We start from the raw sequence: 18,349 nt of genomic DNA, 5'->3' as shown, positions 1-18,349 counted from the left end.
CCAGGTGACTGGCTTCTTGTGAAAACAAATTCGATGGCAACCACCGAGCCGAGTGACGGCTGCCGGGTTAGCTTATCCGGGGAAGTTCGCAGCATGGATGCTGCGATCTAGGCCCCATGGATGGGTCCACGCCGACCCCGGATAAGCTAACCCGGTGGCCGTCACGAACTCACAGCACGATCTTAACTTTTGCCGTGTTTGAGGACTTCGGCGAGGCCGGCGACGGCGCCGCCGACGTTGGACAGTTCGGCGGGCAGGATCAGGGTGTTGTTGGTTTTGGCGAGGTTGCCGAATTCTTTGACGTACTGTTCGGCGATGCGCAGGCTGACAGCGTCTTTGCCGCCCGGTGTCTGAATGGCTTCGGCGATTTTGCGCAGGCCTTCGGCGGTAGCAGTGGCGATCAGCTGAATTTCTTCGGCGCGACCTTCCGCTTCGTTGATCTGCTTGAGTTTCTCACCTTCAGACAGGTTGATGACTTCCTGTTTCTGACCTTCGGAGACGTTGATCATCGCCTGACGTTCACCTTCCGACTTGGCAATGGCAGCACGACGTTCACGCTCGGCGCGCATTTGCTGTTCCAGTGCGTCTTTAATGCTGTTGGGCAACTCAATGTCGGAGACTTCGTAGCGCAGTACCTTGATGCCCCAGGGCGCAGCGGCTTCATCCAGCGCGCGTACGACTTCCTCGTTGATCTTGGCGCGTTCTTCAAAGGTCTTGTCGAGATCGGTCTGGCCGATGACCGAGCGCATGGTAGTCTGTGCCAGCTGGCTGGCTGCGTTGCGATAATTATCGACACCGTAACTGGCTTTGTGTGCGTCGATGACCTGAATGTACATGACGCCGTCGATGCCAACCTGAATGTTGTCCTTCGTGATACAGGCCTGCTGCGCCACGTCGATCACTTCTTCTTTCAAAGTGTGGGTATAGGCTACCTTGTCGATAAACGGAATCAGCAGGTGAAAACCCGAGTCCAGCGTGCGTGAATACTTACCCAGACGCTCGACCACGAAGTTGCTTTTTTGAGGCACAACCCGAGCTGTCTTGAAAATGACAATGATCACGGCCAGTGCGATACCGCCCGCAAACCAGGTTCCAAAATCTGCAAAAAGATCCATCTTACTTTCCTTATTGAGTGTTAAAAAACGTTAGCGTAACGCGAGTCTGTTTCAGCGGTGCGACTTGTTGCGAGAGACGGTCAGGCGGATGCCTTCGTTGGCAATCACCCAGGCTACCTCACCCGCGCGCAGGTCATCTTCCGACAGGGCATCCCAGGCTACGCCATTAAGAATCACCCGGCCGGCACCCTGATCGAAATCATGTTCCACGGTTACCCGTTCACCCAGCTCTTGCTGGAAGCTGTTTTGCGACGAACCGCGGTCGGCGGTCGAGCCGTGAAACCATTGCTTCAGTTGCTTGCGCGCCAGAACCAGGCTGAGTACGGACGCCAGGCTGAAAGTCAGCAGTTGCACGGGAACCGATGAGATCAGCCCCATTTGCAGCAGCAGCCCGGTAACGATTGCACCGATTCCGATAAAAACAGCCACGATGCTGGTGGCGATCAATTCTGTCAGTATCAGTACGATGCCGGCAATAATCCAGACGAGGGCGGCACTCATGGTGTTCTCCTTATGATTACAGACCCCGGGCCGGGCCTGGTCGGCTGCCAGTCTACCCCATCGCTCTGGCCCTGGTCATGCCTGATTGGCGTGAGACGACCAGACTGATCGGTGCATCACAGGCCCCCGCCTTTACTGGCGATTAATTGATCCGCAGTTAAGCGGTTTCAACCAGTGTTGGACGGCCCGCGTATCTGGTCCTAGACTCCGAACAATAATCGCTTACATCCAGCCAGGGACGTAGTAACCAAGGAGTCCGCAACCATGGATGCCAGTCGACTGAAGGAGGTACGCCGCAAGACGCGTGACGTTCTGGGTGACGCCCCCGAGGCATTTATTAAAGCCTTCCCTACCCTCGACAGCCAGCAGCTGGGCCAGGTCTTCAGTGAAAACCTGCGCAGCCGTCGCACCGCACTGGGCCTGTCACAATCAGCCACAGCCCACTGCATGTCGCTGTCGCTGACGGCGTTCCGGCGCTATGAGACCGGGCATTCATTGCCCAAACTGCACACGGCCATTCGCTGGTCGCTCAGCTGTGGCGTGCCCACCGAGTGGCTCCTGCTCAACCCGCGCCAGTTGCCAGAACTCCCCCCGATTCATGCGTTGAAATGGCAGCCACTGGTCAGCTACATCAGCCTGGCCAACCCGGATCAATTGCACAGCCTGACCACCCTGATCCGCCACCAGAACCCCGACTTCCCGGCGAACCTTGCGGCACCCGATGAAAGACCTCTGGCGCTCTTTCCCGATGCCCCAAACTACTATCGTCTGGTTGCCGAAAACCTCAAGCCCTTTCGCCTGGCTATTGGTTTGTCGCAATCGGAAGCGGCCAGTCTGATCGGCATCAGCGAGGCCAGTTACCGGCTCTACGAATCGCCCCGGCACAACACTGCCATTGGTCTGCAAAGTATGTACGGCATGGTATCGGCGCTGAATATCGACCCCACCACCATGTCCATCAATTCCAGGCTGTACGATTACCGGTGCCAGCAGCGCGACAATCTATGGCAACTGAACGACTGGGTATCGGGCCTTAAGCCAACACAGGCCGACGCTGCACTGGCGCTGGTGCGCAATTGTCTGAACCACTTTGAGCTGCTGCAGGCCGATGAGCTGACTGACTAGCTCCATGAAATAAACTCATTCTGCTGCCAACTGCGCGCGCTTCATCTGGCGCAGATAGGCGTGCATCAGCTCGGCATCCAGACCATGCAACATTAACCGGAAACCCGAATGCAGGGTGATCACCGGCACCATGGGGTGGCGGTTATTGACCAGGCCGACCGGCAAGGGGTCATTCAACAGGCGGCTCAGGTAGATGGCGATGGTCTCATCGAGCTGCAACGAATTGGCGGCGCGCCAAAAGTCGTGATCGGTCAGCATCAGTGAGTACATGGGCACGTAGGATTCAATGGCCGTCTGCAGGTCGATCACGTTAAAGCGCCCCTGTTTGCCCGGGTCCATCTCGAACTCGCCGTCGGTGATGGCGTCGAAATTCAGCCGTTCCGGGGGTTCCAGTACCCGGCCTTCGGTTTTCAATGTGCTGTTCAGTTCCAGCAGGAAATTGTAGATATTCAAGTCGTGCACCAGAAAGGCGTCTTCTTTCAGATCGGCCAGGGTGCGCGGGCGCAGCGGGTCTGTCGTGGTGATGGTGACCCCGGCGTTGTCGGCGATAAAACGCAGTATTTCCGTGCCGATGTGAAAGTGGCGCAGGATCAGGTAGTTGCTGTCGCGCCGCACAAAGTGCTTCAGGCCCCAATAGATGGTGCGGTGCAGCGCACGCGGCCAGGCCCAGTGCTTGGGTAGCACCATGCGCACCAGTTTGACCAGAATAATGCTCAGCCGGGCGAAAGGACGGACCAGCGGCAGCAGATACCGGCGGGATTTGGAATTATAGCCGCGCAACAAAGCCCGTTTGGCGGGTTCGTGCAGCTCGAGGCTTTGATCCAGATACAGCGCCAGCCAGGGGTTGGGGTCGTGCGGGTCGATGCGCTGATGTTCAAAATCGAGATCCCAGTTCATCCGTAGTGCCCCACTTCTTCCAGTTGCAGCAAATACAGCCGTGCAGTCACTGCTGCGGTTTCCACCAGGGTGTCGGCCATGCCCGGAAGATCGAGCACGCCACTGCCTAATACGTCTTCCAGTTCGGCCAGATGGTCCGGGTCGTGATCGGCGTGGTAGCGATAGAACCCAGTCTGGGCGTCGCTCAGCGACAGGCTCTGCGTTACCGCATCCGCAAAGGAGCGGGCAAACCACTGGCCCAACCCTTCAATGATGAACATGGCACCGAGCAGGTCGAAGGGGTTGGGCTGACTGGCTCGGTGGTACATCCAGGCTGAGAGCGCCATTGAGCCGAGGTTCTTGCGGGCATCGGTGAGTTCGTCCGGGTTTCCGTCACAGGCGGCGTAATCCCGGGCCAGCATTTCATAATCCCGGTGTTCGGTGACCGCGTGTCGCAGAAACAATGAGCGCTGCTCCAGATAGGGCCGGCTGACCGAGGAGGCGGCCCGGCTGATCCAGCCGCTGCCCTCGATGACCTGGGCGTAGTGGTCTTTGAGCAGGGTGCGGTAGTCCGACAGTCGAATCCGCCCGGCGTGAGCATCGGCGATGATGGGCACTGAGCGCAGGCGACCTTCAAAGTCACCCCAAATACGTGTCAGTTGACGCATAACCTGCTGCACCTGCGCATTGGCGGCGGGCACGTGTGTGTCGGTAGGTTGGGTTACAGTCATGGTAGGCTCCCGTTTCAGACCACGGTCAGATGCATGAACGCCGCCAGTGCACGGCCACTTTCCGGTACAAAACACAGCAGGCGTTGGCCGGGTTGCGGGTCGGCCCGGTCCAGCCAGTCGTTCAGCATCACAAACAACGATGCAGACCCGGTATTGCCACGCTCGCTCAGGGTGTTGAACCAGCGCTCTGGCGGGATCATTGCGCCAGTCGCCTGCAACAGGCGCTGCATTTCCTGCCCGAGAGACTCGGCCGAATAGTGCGGTAAAAAGACGTCGATGTCGTTCGGGCTCAACTGGCGCCGGTCGAGCAGTTCCAGGTAGTAGCCGATCCAGACCGGGAACAGTTCGTAGAGCAGTTTGAAATCCTGTTTCAGGGCGATGGCACCGGCCTGGTGCGCTTCGCTCGGCGAGGCATACACACTCCAGGGCGTGGCCTCTGCCCCATTGGTGGCTGCCCCGGCGTACATGCAATTGGGGAAACGGTCGGCGAAGGAGCGCTGTTCGATCCAGTCGATGCGCAATGCGCGACGACCGGGTAACGGCTCGGGCTCAACAATGACGGCGGCACCGCCATCGGACAGGGTATAGCGCAGGAATTCGATGCCCGGATCCGGGTTATTGCGGTAATCATCCGCGTAAAACGAGGGTTGGAACCAGCGACTGGAATACTCGCTGCCACTGACAGCAGCCGCATCTGACTGACCGGTCTGCACGGACATCATGGCGGTCTTAAGCGCCATCAAACTGCTGGCACAGACCGATTGAAACGACGCCACTTCCAGGTTGCTGATGCCCAGTTCAGCCTGAACAGCACTGGCGAAGCCCGGCACCAGCAAATCGCCCTGGGTGGTACCGGTGCAGAGCAGATCGAGCCGGTTATCCCGGCACCGGGCCGAGTGCAGCGCCGCGCGAATGGCGGCCGTGGCCAGTTGCGCATTGCTGTGGGTGGTTTGCCCCTCGGCGGTGCGCGCGTAATGGCGCTGCTGTATGCCATTGTGGCGCAAGGTGGCCCGGCCCAGCCGGCTGTGCACCGGGCTGAGCGTACCAATGTAGGTTTCCATGGCATCGTTGCCGATGGCCGGTCCGGGCAGGCAAGTGCCGGTCCCGGTGATGTAGGCGGATCGCATCCCTGGCGTACTCCTGTTCACGGGCTAAGGGCTTAATGGATAGCCTGACTATACCATTTAAAGCAAGCATTCGATAAAGAGTGATATTGAGAATACTATTGTGCCAAAAGTCCCGTCCAGTCGCACAGGCCGGATCAGGTGTGCTGGACCTGTTCGATCTCGTATTCCACATCGCCACCCGGCGTTTTAACCACCACAACATCCCCTTCCTCTTTGCCGATCAGAGCGCGGGCAATGGGGGATGTGACCGATATCTTGTTCACCTTAACGTTGGCCTCGTCTTCACCGACGATCTTGTAGGTGACGCCCTTGTCGGTATCGAGGTTCAGCAGGGTGACCGTGGTGCCAAAGATGACCTTGCCGGTGTGCGGAATATCGTGAATGTTGATCACCTGAGCATTGCCCAGCTTCATTTCGATTTCCTGAATACGGCCTTCGATAAACCCCTGCTGTTCCCGTGCCGCGTGATATTCGGCATTTTCTTTCAGGTCACCGTATTCGCGTGCTTCGGCAATGGCCTTGATTACCCGCGGCCGCTGATGGGTCTTCAGGTCGCGCAGCTCATTTTGCAGAGCCAGTTCGCCCTCTAGTGTCATTGGATAGCGTTGCATACAGTTACCCTGCCTGATGAACCGGCCGCCTTGGCCGGTATGGTGAACTCGGGCGGACAGGCGAGTAGGCTCTACCCGACTGTCCGGTTGTTAACAGAATAAAAAAAGGGCGCCGTTAAGCACCCTCTTGTAACGCCAGCTCGCCGGTCAGGCGGTTGACGTTTGGGTGGCGTGCAAGTCCTGCAGCCGACGTACCGGTGTATTCTCGGCAAGGCGCATGGCCATTACAGACGCTTCAGCCCCTGCCATCGTCGTAGTGTAATAAACCTTGTGCTGCAATGCACTACGACGAATTTCAGAACTGTCGATGATCGACTGACGCCCTTCTGCGGTGTTGATGATAAACGCCACTTCGTGGTTTTTGATCATATCCACCAGGTGCGGCCGACCTTCCTTAACCTTGTTGACCACCGACACCGACACCCCGTGCTCTTCGAGATAACGCGCCGTGCCCTGGGTAGCGCGAACATCGAAACCCAGCTCGCTGAGCGATTGGGCGACGCCGAGTATGGCTTTTTTGTCGCGGTCTTTCACCGAAAGGATCACCGTGCCTTTCTGCGGCAGGGTGGTGCCTGCACCCAGAATCGCCTTGGCAAAGGCTTCGGCAAACGTATCGCCGGTACCCATGACTTCGCCGGTCGATTTCATTTCCGGGCTGAGGATCGGGTCGACCCCCGGGAACTTGTTGAACGGCAGCACCGCTTCCTTGACCGAGTAGTAATGCGGGATGATCTCGGTGGTAAAACCGATTTCAGCCAGCGTTTTGCCGGTCATCACCTGAGCCGCCACCTTGGCCAGGGAAACACCAATGGCCTTGGACACAAAGGGCACCGTGCGCGAGGCCCTTGGGTTGACCTCGATGATGTACAGCTGCTCATCCTGCCAGGCCATCTGCACGTTCATCAGCCCGATGACGTTCAGTTCCAGCGCCATGTCGGTGATTTGCTGGTGAATCAGATCCAGCGCTTTTTGCGGCAAACTGTACGGCGGCAGTGAGCAGGCTGAGTCACCGGAATGAACCCCGGCCTGTTCGATGTGCTGCATGATGCCGCCGATGACCACCTGCTGACCATCACTGACCGCATCGATGTCGATTTCAATGGCTGAATCGAGGAAGTGATCGAGCAGTACCGGCGAATCATTCGAGACCTTCACCGCGTCACGCATGTAGCGCTCAAGCTCGGCCTCTTCATAGACGATCTCCATTGCCCGGCCACCCAATACATAGGACGGTCGCACCACCAGCGGATAGCCGATGCGACGGGCAATGGTCAGCGCCTGCTCCAGGCTGCGTGCGGTGCCGTTCTCCGGCTGCAGCAGGTTCAGCTTTTCGATCATTACCTGGAAACGTTCGCGGTCTTCCGCCCGGTCGATCGCATCTGGCGAGGTGCCAATGATGGGTGCGCCAGCGGCTTCGAGTTCACGCGCCAGTTTCAGCGGAGTCTGGCCGCCAAACTGAACGATCACGCCCTTGGGTTTTTCCAGATCGATGATTTCCAGCACATCTTCGAGCGTAACCGGCTCGAAATACAAGCGATCGGAGGTGTCGTAATCGGTCGATACGGTTTCGGGGTTGCAGTTGACCATGATGGTCTCGAACCCGTCTTCACGCGCGGCCAGGGCAGCGTGCACACAGCAATAATCGAACTCGATGCCCTGGCCAATCCGGTTCGGGCCACCGCCGATTACCATGATTTTATCGCGGTCACTTGGTGCCGCTTCGCATTCCTCATCGTAACTGGAATACATGTAGGCGGTGCTGGAGGCGAACTCGGCCGCACAGGTATCCACCCGCTTGTACACCGGACGCACGCCCTGAGCCCAGCGCTTCTTGCGCAGTTCTTTTTCGCTGACGCCCATGAGGTGAGCCAGCCGCTCATCGGAGAAACCCTTGCGCTTGAGGCGACGCATCGCATCGGCATCCAGGTCTTTCATGCCGGATTCCTGCAGGGCTTTTTCTTCGTTGATCAGGTCTTCAATCTGCACCAGATACCAGGGGTCAACGCCAGTCAGACGGTGAACTTCTTCGACGCTGAAATCAGCCCGGAAGGCATCGCCGATGTACCAGATACGCTCGGCACCGGGTTCTTTCAGTTCGCGCACGATGATGTCGTTGGCTTCGTCGGTATTCAGGTCGACCTTGCTGTCAAAGCCGGCGGCGCTGACTTCGAGTCCGCGCAGGGCTTTCTGCATCGATTCCTGAAAGTTGCGGCCAATCGCCATGACTTCACCAACCGATTTCATCTGGGTGGTCAGGCGGTCGTTGGCTTGCGGGAATTTCTCGAACGCGAAACGTGGAATCTTGGTAACCACATAGTCGATGCTCGGCTCGAACGACGCCGGAGTCACCCCGCCGGTAATGTCGTTCTGCAGTTCATCGAGGGTGTAACCCACCGCCAGTTTGGCGGCGATTTTGGCGATCGGGAAACCAGTCGCCTTGGATGCCAGCGCCGATGACCGACTGACCCGCGGGTTCATTTCGATCACCACCATGCGCCCGGTTTCCGGGTTAACGCCGAACTGGACGTTGGAGCCGCCGGTTTCCACACCGATCTCACGCAGCACCGCCAGAGAGGCGTCGCGCATGATCTGGTATTCCTTGTCGGTCAGCGTCTGGGCCGGAGCGACGGTAATGGAGTCGCCCGTGTGCACGCCCATGGCATCGAAGTTTTCGATGGCGCAGACGATGATGCAGTTGTCCGCTTTGTCGCGCACCACTTCCATCTCGTATTCTTTCCAGCCGATCAGGCTTTCGTCGATCAGCAGTTCACGCGTCGGCGACAAGTCGAGGCCGCGCTCGCAGATCTCGACAAACTCTTCGCGGTTATAGGCAATGCCGCCGCCGGAGCCACCCATGGTGAAGCTGGGGCGAATGATGCATGGCAAGCCGATGTCTTCGAATATTTCCCAGGCCTGTTCAATCGACCGGGCGATGCCATGACGGGGCGTTTCCAGACCAATGGCAATCATGGCGTCGTCGAACCGTTCGCGGTCTTCGGCCTTGTCGATGGTGTCGGCGTTGGCACCGATCATGGTGACGCCGAATTTCTCCAGCACCCCTTCGCGCTCCAGATCCAACGCGCAGTTCAGCGCGGTCTGGCCGCCCATGGTTGGCAGCAGGGCATCGGGCCGTTCTTTTTCGATGATCTTGGCAACTTCGCTCCACACCACCGGTTCAATGTAGGTGGCGTCGGCCATGGCCGGGTCGGTCATGATAGTGGCCGGGTTGGAGTTGACCAGAATGACGCGATACCCCTCTTCACGCAGGGCCTTGCAAGCCTGGGCGCCGGAGTAGTCGAATTCACAGGCCTGGCCGATAACAATAGGGCCAGCGCCGAGGATCAGAATGCTTTTGATGTCAGTACGTTTTGGCATGATTCGCTTCGCTCATAGCAGATGGCTGGACGGAATACGGGAGACGTTTGCTTGCGTCTGGCGTGAACCGTTCATCGGCGATCCGCTTGCATCAGTTCGATGAAGTGATCAAACAAAGGGGCGCAATCGCGCGGCCCGGGGCTCGCTTCCGGGTGCCCCTGAAAACTGAAGGCGGCCTTGTCGGTGCGGTGCACACCCTGCAATGAGCCGTCGAACAGTGAGCGGTGGGTGGCAACCAGGTTGTCTGGCAGCGTATCACCGTCGATCGCGAAGCCGTGGTTCTGGCTGGTGATCATCACCGTCTTGTCTGCCATCACTTCCACCGGGTGGTTGGCACCGTGGTGGCCGAACTTCATCTTCAGCGTTTTGGCGCCACTGGCCAGGCCCAGCAACTGATGGCCGAGGCAAATACCGAACACCGGAATGTCGGTTTCCAGCAGCTCGCGAATGGCCGTGATGGCGTAGTCGCAGGGCTCCGGGTCGCCCGGGCCGTTGGACAAAAACACGCCGTCGGGCTTGAGCGCCAGCACATCGGCCGCTGGGGTTTGCGCCGGTACCACCGTCAGCCGACAACCGCGGTCGACCAGCATGCGCAGAATGTTGCGCTTCACACCGTAATCGTAGGCGACAACATGCAGTGGTAATTCATCGTCGCCGCGCACCTGGTGACCATCGTTCAGTGACCAGCTGGTTTCCCGCCACTGATACGTCTCCCCGGTAGTGACTTCTTTGGCCAGATCCATGCCCTTGAGGCCGGCAAAGCCGCGCGCCAGTTCCAGCGCCCGGTCTTCATCGAGGTTATCACCGGCCATAATGCAGCCGTTTTGCGCGCCTTTCTCCCGCAACAGACGGGTCAGGCGACGGGTGTCGATGTCGGCAATGGCCACCACGTTATTGTCGAACAGGTACTCCTGCAGTGACTGCTCGCTGCGAAAGTTGCTGTGCAACAGGGGTAGATCGCGAATGACGAGACCGGCGGCCCAGACATGATCCGATTCTTCATCTTCGGAGTTGGTGCCGGTATTCCCGATGTGCGGGTAAGTGAGGGTAACGATTTGGCGGGCATAGGAGGGGTCTGTCAGAATTTCCTGGTAACCGGTCATGGCGGTATTGAACACCACCTCACCGACCGATTCTCCCGGGGCGCCAATGCTGACCCCCCGAAACAGACTGCCGTCAGCTAGTGCGAGTATGGCTGGCGTACTCAAAGATCCGTTCCTCTATCTTGCAGTGCGAGTGGGCAATGACACCAGGGTCATTGGCAAGGCGCGGCCTGGTCTTTTTCGCGGGCGGTAACCGCTAAACTGACCAGTCAGACAACTCTCCCAGCCCCTTTCGCAAAAAAGCGAGATGAAGAAACCCTCATCTCGCCCATCAATCTATTCTGCGTTTTCGAAACTGAGACGCTGTCGTTTACGTTCGTCATCAACAGGGTTCTTGCAATAGCAACCGGCTGGACCTGACTATAGCAGTATGCTGATTTTGTGCGTTAAACGATCTGGGTGCCGTGCCCAAATTTCGGGGATTTTACCGAACAAGCACCGGCAGTGTCCAGGCAATTGACTGCCTGCGCCTGAATCAGGCAGCCACCGCAAGCTGGAGTCGCCATCGCAGCGACTGATTAATCGAAATAGTTCACCATGCGTTCGCGCACCGAACGCGACCCTCCGAGCTCATCCTGTTGCAGAATGGCGTCGGCCAGACGCCCGAGTGGCTGCAACCCCATAGCGATCACGATGCCATACAACCAGGCCCAGGGCCCGAGAAACACCGCCAGTGACACCCAGATCACGGCATGGTTGATCAGATACAGCGGCCCCAGCCAGGCAATCTGCCGCTCGATACGCCATTGCTGGGCACTGTGACTGACGCCATAGGCAACCAGCAACGGCACGGCATTGAACAGGGCCGAGATCAGCGCTCCGGGTAACCAGAGCCAGGCGACCGGTTTGGGCCAGCGCCAGCGACGCTGCGCCCGAACCTCGTGCCAGGACAACAACAGGCTGGACGGCACCCGGCCAGACTGGGATATCAGCGGCCATTGCGGCAGTGTCTGGTAACCCTTGATCGACCAGGCCAGCTTCTGCAAACGTTGCAACTCTTTCAGGATATGCAGCGGCTCAACCACCATGTCAATGGCACCGGGACGCCAGATCCAGTGAATTGGGCTGCCCAGCGTGTGGCGGAAATCGTAATTAAAGGTCAGCACCTGCACCCGCAAATGGCGGTGATGATCGTGCAGACCACGCAGCAGTCGCTGGGTGTCGTCTATTTCTTCGGGCGACTCGCCATTAATGGAAATCACCAGACAGCGACCCGCATTCAAAAATGCGGCAAGACGCTCTTCCATAATGCCCCCGCCAGTACGCGGGTTACGTCCACTCAACCGCCACCAGCGACCCCAGCCGTTGGACGTCTGACCATTATCCACAAAAAGCGGCGGGCGCTTCAGGCGGGACCAGAACAACCAGCCGTCAGCGGGGCTCAGACTGCGCGGCATCAGTATCACATCCACATCGGTTGCTCTCGGGTCACTGCCATGCACATGCACCGGGCCCAATAAGGCACGACTGATCAGCCGCCCCAGCCCTGTCATTATTTTTAGTTTCAGCATGGTTCACTCCGTAAGACCTGCCGGTCGCTCGCAGACGGCGCTGTCCGTTGCCGCCTGGAAAATGGGCCTACTTTTTTTGTTGCAACCCGTCATGTCGGTGCTAGAGCCATAGTAGGCGCGTTCTGGGTAACCACAAGCGCTGTACATGAAGTTGAAAGATGTGCGACTATTGGTAGCATATTGCGCTACCTTCACCAAGGACGTCATGTCTCAGACTGTACAACTCGTCGACACCCTTAAGAAACTGCTGCGTGAGCGAAAAATCACCTACGCCGAGGTTGCCGAGAAACTCAATCTCAGTGAAGCCAACGTTAAGCGTATGTTCTCCAAGCGCCACTTTACGCTGAATCGCCTGGAAGAAATCTGCGACATGGCCGGTGCCGATCTCGGCTACCTGATGGCCCGCATGCATGAAGGCACCATGGTGCTGGATGAGCTCAGTGAAGACGACGAACGGGAGCTGGTATCCGACCCCAAGCTGTTGCTGGTGGCGCAGTTGCTGGTCAACCGGTGGGAATACGAAGACATTATCTCGACCTATGTAATCGACGAATTCGAAGCGACCCGCTTACTGGCCCGGCTCGACCGGCTCGGCATCATAGAACTGCTGCCCGGCAACCGGGTGAAAACCAAACTGTCACGCGATTTCCGCTGGATTCATAACGGTCCGGTATACCGCTTTTTCGAACAGAATGTGGCGCGCGACTTCTTCAACTGCAAGTTCGACCCCAAATCCGGGGAGTTGCTGGTGTTTGTTGCGGGAATGTTGTCGCGTCAGTCGAACATGCACCTGCAAAACAGCATTCGCCGGCTGGCCCGGGAATTTGACGAACTGAGCAAGGAAGACGGCAAACTGCCGCTGGAAGATACCTTCGGCACTGGCATGGTATTGGCCATGCGCCCCTGGGAACTGAGTATTTTCGCGGAAATGCGACGTGGACCCAACCTGAAGAAATTCTGAACCGGCCAGCTGTACCCGGTAACTACACCATGAAGTCGAGTTGGCGGCCCAGAGTGTCGGCCCGGGACTGAGCCTGATATTGTGCATCCAGCAAGCTGCGGGTCACCGCCGCCAGATCGGCACCCGTACGCGCAGTGTCGGCTTCGCGTTCAGTGGTGTCTTCATCGCCACTCGCTTCCGACGCAGAACGCTCAGCACCTGAAATGGCTGGCGCACTGTCATTACGCTCAGAAACGGCATCGCCCTCAGCCTCGGTCTCTTGCGGTGCCAGGTCTTCTCGGCGTTCCTGGCGCACGTCTATCTGGGCTTCCATTTTCAGCTGCATCGCAGCGGCCGCGACCGACCGATCCTGCGCTGAGGGTTCAGCCGGTGCCAGTGCCGCCCGGCGAACCTGCTCGGCTTTGACCAGGGTGGCTTCCGGGTTACCAGGCACCGGGCTGATATCGATCGGTACTTCACCGGCCACCGCATAACGCTTGCCATCCGGCCCGCGCTCGAACGTCAGGGACATACCACCGGCATACTGACCGCCAATGGCCTGGTGCGCCTGCTCGTGCGCCCGAACCTCCCGGTCGCGCGCTGCCAGCTCGCGGATGGTTTCCAGATCCTGATCCAGCTGGCGTTGTTCAGCCTGCTGCCGTGCCGCCCGGCCTTCCTCACGCTGGCGTGCAAAGGCACTGGTGTCGTCGGCTGGTGTTGTTTCGCCGGAGGGCTGCATCTCGCCTTCTGACGGGGAAGACGAGGCTGTATTGGCGCTAGTGGCAACGTTGGATGGCGAGCTTTGGCCAGGTTGAGGCTGGTTATCGCGCCGGTCTGAACGATTCTGCCCTGGTGCAGTTGTTTCGGCTTCTTCAACCGGGGCAAACACCGCCGCGTCGTTATCCCGGCGCTGTTGCGCGCGCTGGGCCATATCCCCGAACGGACTGACCGTTGGGGTGATGGCGTTGGGATAAAGACCGCTGACCGTAGACATCGTTATCGCTTCGCTCCGCTAGACCCGGATATCAATTAGGGTACCCAGGGTTTCAGAGCCCGCTTCAACCACGCGCGCACTAGCCTGAACCTGATTTGTCGCCTGAATCTGATTCACCAGAGGTTCCACAATCGACTCGGGCCCGCCTTCACTCGGGGGCACATTCGCCTGGGCGATCTGCTGACCACTGCGGTTCAGTGAGTACAAACCTCCCTGAATGCCGGCAACCCCTGCGTTCATGACTGAGCTGATCATTCCACCTCCACTGGCCCGCCCAGACCGGGGCGAACTGACTTCCGTTCCGTGGCCCTGATGCAGGAAACAGATACGGTCATTTAATCGGATAACATGGTTACATTTTAACCAACCCAACCCATCAAGCTGTAACATTTTGTAAAAACTGTTCACAATAACCTGCAGGTGGCCGACACCTTTGAAGCTTCGCCCCCATTTTACGGGCGGAAACAGCCACCGGAGGTCAGGGAGCACCCCGGAATGCCAGGGATTCACGTCAAACTTCGGCCTTTCACAGCGGCCTTTACCCCCTTGCTGGAACAGGTAATGAGCAGCCTGTGTCCGCTGTGCGAGCAGCGCTCGGCCAAAAGCCATCTCTGTGAGGTGTGTGCCGGCTGGCTACAGCCTTTGCCTGACCCTTGCCCGGGCTGCGCCGCGCCCGACACTCTGAGCACCCTATGCGGCCGATGCCAGCAACGACCCCCACCCTGGCAGACAGCGACGGTCGGCTGGGTTCTGGAAGGGGCGACCCGTTTCCTGATTCATCGCATGAAATACCACCGGGATCTGGCCAGCGCCCGGGCTCTAGCACGCCAGTGGTGGCAGCATCAGGGCATGCATGCCCCAGGGGTTGACGCCCTGGTACCGGTTCCCCTGCATCGGGCCAAAGCCCGCAAGCGGGGCTTCAACCAGGCAGAATGGCTGTCAGACTTTTGGGCCAGGCAGGCTGGCCTGCCGGTCTGGACCAGCCTGGTCAAGCAACACCCAACCCCACCCCTGGAAGGCCTCAACCGGATTCAACGCCGGCAGACTCTCAGAGATGCTTTCTGTGTTCTGAAACCACCTCCAAAACGGGTCGCCATAGTCGACGATGTGCTGACCACCGGAGCCACAGCCGCCGAACTGACCCGTACCCTGCAGCGCGCCGGGGTCATTCATGTCGAACTTTGGGCGCTCGCCCGAACACCACTGGGAAATCAATAAGCGCACACCAGAGGTCCGCTGGCCAGAGTAACAATGACAGGCAGAGTAACAATGACAGGCGCTGCAAATACTCTACAATGAGCGCTCTTTTCAGCCTGGGTTCATCATGTCTACCTCTTCACACCCGTTCGACACCCTCAGCCAGGATCGCATCATCGACTGGCTGGAATCGCTCGGAACCCTGTCCGATTACCGCATTTACCCACTTAACAGTTACGAAAACCGGGTCTACCGGGTGGGCATTGAAGATGCCAAACCGGTGGTGTTGAAAGCCTACCGGCCAGGACGCTGGAGCGAGGCGCAAATTCGCGAGGAACTGACCTTTACCGAACAATTGTTCGAGGCTGAAATACCGGTGGTCCCGGCGATGAAACTGGGCGACGACATCGTCCACCTGCGCGATGGCTTCTGGTTTGCCTGTTTCGAAATGCGCGCCGGCCATGCCTTTGAACTGGACAACCCGGACCAGATGTACCGCATTGGCCAGCACCTGGCCCGACTGCACAATGTTGGCGAGACGGCGGTCTTCAAGCATCGGCCCAGCCTCTCGCTGACCGAGCCCATTATTCAGGCACAACGTTTCTTTGCCGACAGCCCGCTGCTGCCCGACGACCTGCGCGCCAACTACCTGGCAACCCTGGCCCCCATTGCCGAGCTGATTCAGCGCCGCTTCGAGCCGCTGTTTCGACAGGCTGCCTCCATTCGCATCCACGGCGATTTTCACGCCGGCAACATCCTCAGTCGAGACGACCAGTTACTGATCGTCGACCTCGACGACACGGTCATGGGCCCTGCAGCCCAGGACATCTGGAAGCTGCTGTCGGGTGACAAGCAGGAACAGGCAAGGCAGATCAATGAACTGGAAGAAGGCTACGAGCAATTTCGGCCCTTTCCGCGAAAAGAGCTGTCGCTGCTCGAGCCCCTGCGTACCGTGCACATGATCCGCCACACTCTCTGGATAGCCCAGCGCTGGGACGATCCGGCTTTCCCGCGCGCCTTCTCCTGGTTCGACAGCCAGCGTTTCTGGAGCGACCACCTGCTCGCTTTGCGTGAGCAATGGGCGTTATTGCAGGAATAAGAAAAATGAGAACCACTGATCGAACCTGGCCCGGGCGACTGGACCCGGCTTTAAAAGCGCCCTATAGTGCCGATTCTTGCCCGGTGGTGCTCCGACTGCATTGGGTTGTCCGGTTTGAGCGTGTGACCAGGAAGTCAGACGAACTCCTTACCCGGCAGCTGGCTTGACCGGAGTGCCGACTGAACAGGCAGGTTTTCAAGTAACGTATGGAGACGTAATAGTGACTCATTCTGCACCTCGATTATTCCCTGGCACGGCCCGCTGGCTGCCCGCACTCACCGCCCTGGCAGTGGCCAGTGGTTGCGCGACCACCGGTTCGGACCGTTTTGTGGATGCCCCGGCACTGGTCAGCGGCGAAGGCCTGCAATCAGAACTCAATACCGCCAGCCCCGCCAACCTGAACAATGGCGCTCGCTACTCGGCACACTGGTTTTGCGCCACCGATGCCGAGCCCCGGGCTTTCTATCGCTTCCAGGCACCCTTTGCCGCCGAATTGACCCTGTTTAACGAACAAGGCTGGTTGATTGACCACGCCAGCGTCGATCCGGCAAGCAGCGAATCCGTTAATATCCTGATGGGTCCGGACGCGGGCCAGTGCTCGCTGCTGGTCGTCAACGGCGTCAGCGATGAAGCCTATGGCCCCTACCGTTTGATCGACCAGCCCATTGCCGGGCGCAGCGATACACTGAGTGCAGACCAGTCACTGGTCGGCGCGCTGGCCTCAGACAACAGCCCGACCCGCTACCCGCTGAGCATCGACTCGCCCACCCAGATCAGCTTCACCCTGAACGATGCAAGTCGCTCACTGGGCATGCAACTGACCGGACCGGCCGTCAATACAGAAGCCACCGCCTGTGGCGACAGCACCCTGACGCTCGATGCCTATCTTGAGCCCGGTGAATACGAACTGATTCTGCAGCCCGGCCGGCGGCCGACGTCTGAATTTGAAGCCTACAGTGAATACGACTACTACGAGTCCGAATCGCCCCTGTGTGCCGATGCCCTGGTCGATGAAGGCCAGTTCTATCAGCTGGACACCGCCAGTACGACACTGCCGGATGGGATTCGCAACGGCGGCCTGCTGGAAGCCGGTGAGACACTGACTGGCCTGATGCTGTCGGCCGAAGGTAACCGTTACACCCTTGATCTGGAGCACCCGTCAGAAGTCGTCGTCAGCCTCGCTTCCGAGGATTTCGACACCATGCTGTCGATCACCGGTGACGACGTTCAGCTCGACAACGATGACTATGGCGACGGCACCGATTCACAACTGTCATCCATCCTGATGCCGGGCAGCTATAGCGTGACCGCACTCAGCTATGACAGCTACCCGGTCGACGGCATCTACACCCTGAACACTCAGGTCACACCGTTCGAAGGCGACCTGCGCAACAGCGGCATTATCGCTCCGAACAGCAGCCTGATTGGCATGCGCGCCGACTACGATAACACCTATTCACTGACCATCGACGAGCCATCGGAAGTCAGCATCGCGCTGAACTCTGCCAGCTTCGACACCACCCTGGCGCTGTCGGGCAATGGTGTGGACTTCAGTGATGATGATGGCGGCGGCGACACCAATTCGCTGATCACCACCCTCCTGCAACCCGGCACCTACACACTCACCGTCGGCGCCTACTCCGGCAACGGCCTGTATGACCTGACGGTCAACAGCAGCGCTGTCGAGGGCGAGATGATGAACAGCGGTGACCTGAGAGCCGGAGACATCGTCTATGGCAACCTGGAAGCGGGCAGCAGCCTGACCTACACCATCAGCCTGGACGCAGCGCGCACCGTGAGCATCAATGCCTCATCATCCTCCGTTGACACCCTGATCTCGCTGGTCGGCCCGGGCCTGTCACTGGAAAACGATGATGGTGGCGACGGCACCAACTCACGCCTGGAAGAGTACCTGCCAGCAGGCACCTACACCCTGGACGTGCGTGGCTACAGCGGCTCGGAAAGCGGTCAGATTCGCGTCGAAGTACAAATGGATTTGTCTGACGCCCAGTCCTGATTAGCAAAGCGTCAGTGCATTAAAAAA

Annotated in this window: 16 protein-coding genes; 5 read left to right on the top strand and 11 right to left on the bottom strand. The window is 58.7% G+C overall.

Annotated elements, in window-relative coordinates; translation table 11 throughout:
* Positions 1–182: 182 nt before the first annotated feature.
* Complete coding sequence (locus ACHUE7_RS01150; RefSeq protein WP_127557516.1) at positions 183–1,115, bottom strand: SPFH domain-containing protein; 933 nt, start codon at positions 1,113–1,115, stop codon at positions 183–185.
* Positions 1,116–1,166: 51 nt separating this feature from the next.
* A complete protein-coding gene (locus tag ACHUE7_RS01145; RefSeq protein WP_348474523.1) occupies positions 1,167–1,616 on the bottom strand; it encodes an NfeD family protein in 450 nt (149 codons plus the stop codon).
* 264 nt (positions 1,617–1,880) lie between these two features.
* Between ACHUE7_RS01145 and ACHUE7_RS01140 the strand changes: the two genes are divergently transcribed.
* On the top strand, positions 1,881–2,741 hold the full coding sequence (locus ACHUE7_RS01140) for a helix-turn-helix domain-containing protein (RefSeq protein WP_394168328.1): 861 nt from the start codon (positions 1,881–1,883) through the stop codon (positions 2,739–2,741).
* Positions 2,742–2,756: 15 nt separating this feature from the next.
* Here ACHUE7_RS01140 and ACHUE7_RS01135 read toward each other — a convergent pair whose 3' ends face one another.
* The 7 genes from ACHUE7_RS01135 to ACHUE7_RS01105 all read right to left on the bottom strand — a co-directional run bounded on the left by ACHUE7_RS01135 (position 2,757) and on the right by ACHUE7_RS01105 (position 12,075).
* The gene (locus ACHUE7_RS01135; protein ID WP_394168327.1) at positions 2,757–3,638 is read right to left on the bottom strand and encodes a DUF6999 family protein; all 882 of its coding nucleotides are present in this window, start codon (positions 3,636–3,638) and stop codon (positions 2,757–2,759) included.
* Positions 3,635–4,348, bottom strand: coding sequence for an iron-containing redox enzyme family protein (locus ACHUE7_RS01130; RefSeq protein ID WP_394168326.1), 714 nt, complete (start codon positions 4,346–4,348; stop codon positions 3,635–3,637). Before ACHUE7_RS01130 ends, ACHUE7_RS01135 begins: the two co-directional genes overlap by 4 nt.
* A 14-nt stretch (positions 4,349–4,362) precedes the next feature.
* Positions 4,363–5,475: a 3-oxoacyl-[acyl-carrier-protein] synthase III C-terminal domain-containing protein gene (locus ACHUE7_RS01125; protein ID WP_394168325.1), complete on the bottom strand. Its 1,113-nt coding sequence runs from the start codon at positions 5,473–5,475 to the stop codon at positions 4,363–4,365.
* A 134-nt stretch (positions 5,476–5,609) separates the two neighbouring features.
* The gene (gene greA, locus ACHUE7_RS01120; protein ID WP_394168324.1) at positions 5,610–6,086 is read right to left on the bottom strand and encodes a transcription elongation factor GreA; all 477 of its coding nucleotides are present in this window, start codon (positions 6,084–6,086) and stop codon (positions 5,610–5,612) included.
* 147 nt (positions 6,087–6,233) lie between these two features.
* Positions 6,234–9,461: a carbamoyl-phosphate synthase large subunit gene (carB, locus tag ACHUE7_RS01115; protein ID WP_394168323.1), complete on the bottom strand. Its 3,228-nt coding sequence runs from the start codon at positions 9,459–9,461 to the stop codon at positions 6,234–6,236.
* A gap of 71 nt (positions 9,462–9,532) precedes the next feature.
* Positions 9,533–10,669: a glutamine-hydrolyzing carbamoyl-phosphate synthase small subunit gene (gene carA, locus ACHUE7_RS01110; RefSeq protein WP_394168322.1), complete on the bottom strand. Its 1,137-nt coding sequence runs from the start codon at positions 10,667–10,669 to the stop codon at positions 9,533–9,535.
* A gap of 413 nt (positions 10,670–11,082) precedes the next feature.
* Positions 11,083–12,075 (bottom strand): hypothetical protein, encoded by a 993-nt coding sequence (locus ACHUE7_RS01105; protein WP_394168321.1) that lies wholly within the window; start codon positions 12,073–12,075, stop codon positions 11,083–11,085.
* A 205-nt stretch (positions 12,076–12,280) separates the two neighbouring features.
* Here ACHUE7_RS01105 and ACHUE7_RS01100 point away from each other — a divergent pair, with 205 nt between their 5' ends.
* Positions 12,281–13,036: a helix-turn-helix domain-containing protein gene (locus tag ACHUE7_RS01100; protein ID WP_394168320.1), complete on the top strand. Its 756-nt coding sequence runs from the start codon at positions 12,281–12,283 to the stop codon at positions 13,034–13,036.
* Between the two features lie 22 nt (positions 13,037–13,058).
* Here ACHUE7_RS01100 and ACHUE7_RS01095 read toward each other — a convergent pair whose 3' ends face one another.
* Positions 13,059–14,009: a putative metalloprotease CJM1_0395 family protein gene (locus tag ACHUE7_RS01095; protein ID WP_394168319.1), complete on the bottom strand. Its 951-nt coding sequence runs from the start codon at positions 14,007–14,009 to the stop codon at positions 13,059–13,061.
* 18 nt (positions 14,010–14,027) lie between these two features.
* The gene (locus ACHUE7_RS01090) at positions 14,028–14,264 is read right to left on the bottom strand and encodes a hypothetical protein (RefSeq protein WP_127557541.1); all 237 of its coding nucleotides are present in this window, start codon (positions 14,262–14,264) and stop codon (positions 14,028–14,030) included.
* Positions 14,265–14,504: 240 nt separating this feature from the next.
* On the opposite strand from ACHUE7_RS01090, the gene ACHUE7_RS01085 reads away from it, so the two are divergent.
* The 3 genes from ACHUE7_RS01085 to ACHUE7_RS01075 all read left to right on the top strand — a co-directional run bounded on the left by ACHUE7_RS01085 (position 14,505) and on the right by ACHUE7_RS01075 (position 18,322).
* A complete protein-coding gene (locus tag ACHUE7_RS01085) occupies positions 14,505–15,227 on the top strand; it encodes a ComF family protein (protein WP_394168318.1) in 723 nt (240 codons plus the stop codon).
* A 106-nt stretch (positions 15,228–15,333) separates the two neighbouring features.
* The gene (locus ACHUE7_RS01080) at positions 15,334–16,305 is read left to right on the top strand and encodes a serine/threonine protein kinase (protein WP_394168317.1); all 972 of its coding nucleotides are present in this window, start codon (positions 15,334–15,336) and stop codon (positions 16,303–16,305) included.
* Positions 16,306–16,525: 220 nt separating this feature from the next.
* Positions 16,526–18,322, top strand: a complete 1,797-nt coding sequence (locus tag ACHUE7_RS01075; protein WP_394168316.1) for a hypothetical protein — start codon at positions 16,526–16,528, stop codon at positions 18,320–18,322.
* The last annotated feature ends 27 nt before the right edge of the window (positions 18,323–18,349 follow it).

It is taken from the genome of Saccharospirillum alexandrii (assembly GCF_043641555.1).
Classification (GTDB): Bacteria; Pseudomonadota; Gammaproteobacteria; order Pseudomonadales; family Natronospirillaceae; genus Saccharospirillum; species Saccharospirillum alexandrii_A.
This window is presented reverse-complemented; position numbering and strand designations above follow the sequence as displayed.

What these genes read in the sequence shown, in the direction of transcription:
- ACHUE7_RS01145 (WP_348474523.1), bottom strand. Translation starts at nt 1,616, where the DNA reads ATGAGTGCCGCCCTCGTCTGGATTATTGCCGGCATCGTACTGATACTG.
- ACHUE7_RS01125 (WP_394168325.1), bottom strand. Translation starts at nt 5,475, where the DNA reads ATGCGATCCGCCTACATCACCGGGACCGGCACTTGCCTGCCCGGACCG.
- ACHUE7_RS01130 (WP_394168326.1), bottom strand. Translation starts at nt 4,348, where the DNA reads ATGACTGTAACCCAACCTACCGACACACACGTGCCCGCCGCCAATGCG.
- ACHUE7_RS01085 (WP_394168318.1), top strand. Translation starts at nt 14,505, where the DNA reads ATGCCAGGGATTCACGTCAAACTTCGGCCTTTCACAGCGGCCTTTACC.
- ACHUE7_RS01090 (WP_127557541.1), bottom strand. Translation starts at nt 14,264, where the DNA reads ATGATCAGCTCAGTCATGAACGCAGGGGTTGCCGGCATTCAGGGAGGT.
- greA (WP_394168324.1), bottom strand. Translation starts at nt 6,086, where the DNA reads ATGCAACGCTATCCAATGACACTAGAGGGCGAACTGGCTCTGCAAAAT.
- ACHUE7_RS01150 (WP_127557516.1), bottom strand. Translation starts at nt 1,115, where the DNA reads ATGGATCTTTTTGCAGATTTTGGAACCTGGTTTGCGGGCGGTATCGCA.
- ACHUE7_RS01095 (WP_394168319.1), bottom strand. Translation starts at nt 14,009, where the DNA reads ATGTCTACGGTCAGCGGTCTTTATCCCAACGCCATCACCCCAACGGTC.
- ACHUE7_RS01100 (WP_394168320.1), top strand. Translation starts at nt 12,281, where the DNA reads ATGTCTCAGACTGTACAACTCGTCGACACCCTTAAGAAACTGCTGCGT.
- ACHUE7_RS01105 (WP_394168321.1), bottom strand. Translation starts at nt 12,075, where the DNA reads ATGCTGAAACTAAAAATAATGACAGGGCTGGGGCGGCTGATCAGTCGT.
- ACHUE7_RS01080 (WP_394168317.1), top strand. Translation starts at nt 15,334, where the DNA reads ATGTCTACCTCTTCACACCCGTTCGACACCCTCAGCCAGGATCGCATC.
- ACHUE7_RS01135 (WP_394168327.1), bottom strand. Translation starts at nt 3,638, where the DNA reads ATGAACTGGGATCTCGATTTTGAACATCAGCGCATCGACCCGCACGAC.
- carB (WP_394168323.1), bottom strand. Translation starts at nt 9,461, where the DNA reads ATGCCAAAACGTACTGACATCAAAAGCATTCTGATCCTCGGCGCTGGC.
- ACHUE7_RS01140 (WP_394168328.1), top strand. Translation starts at nt 1,881, where the DNA reads ATGGATGCCAGTCGACTGAAGGAGGTACGCCGCAAGACGCGTGACGTT.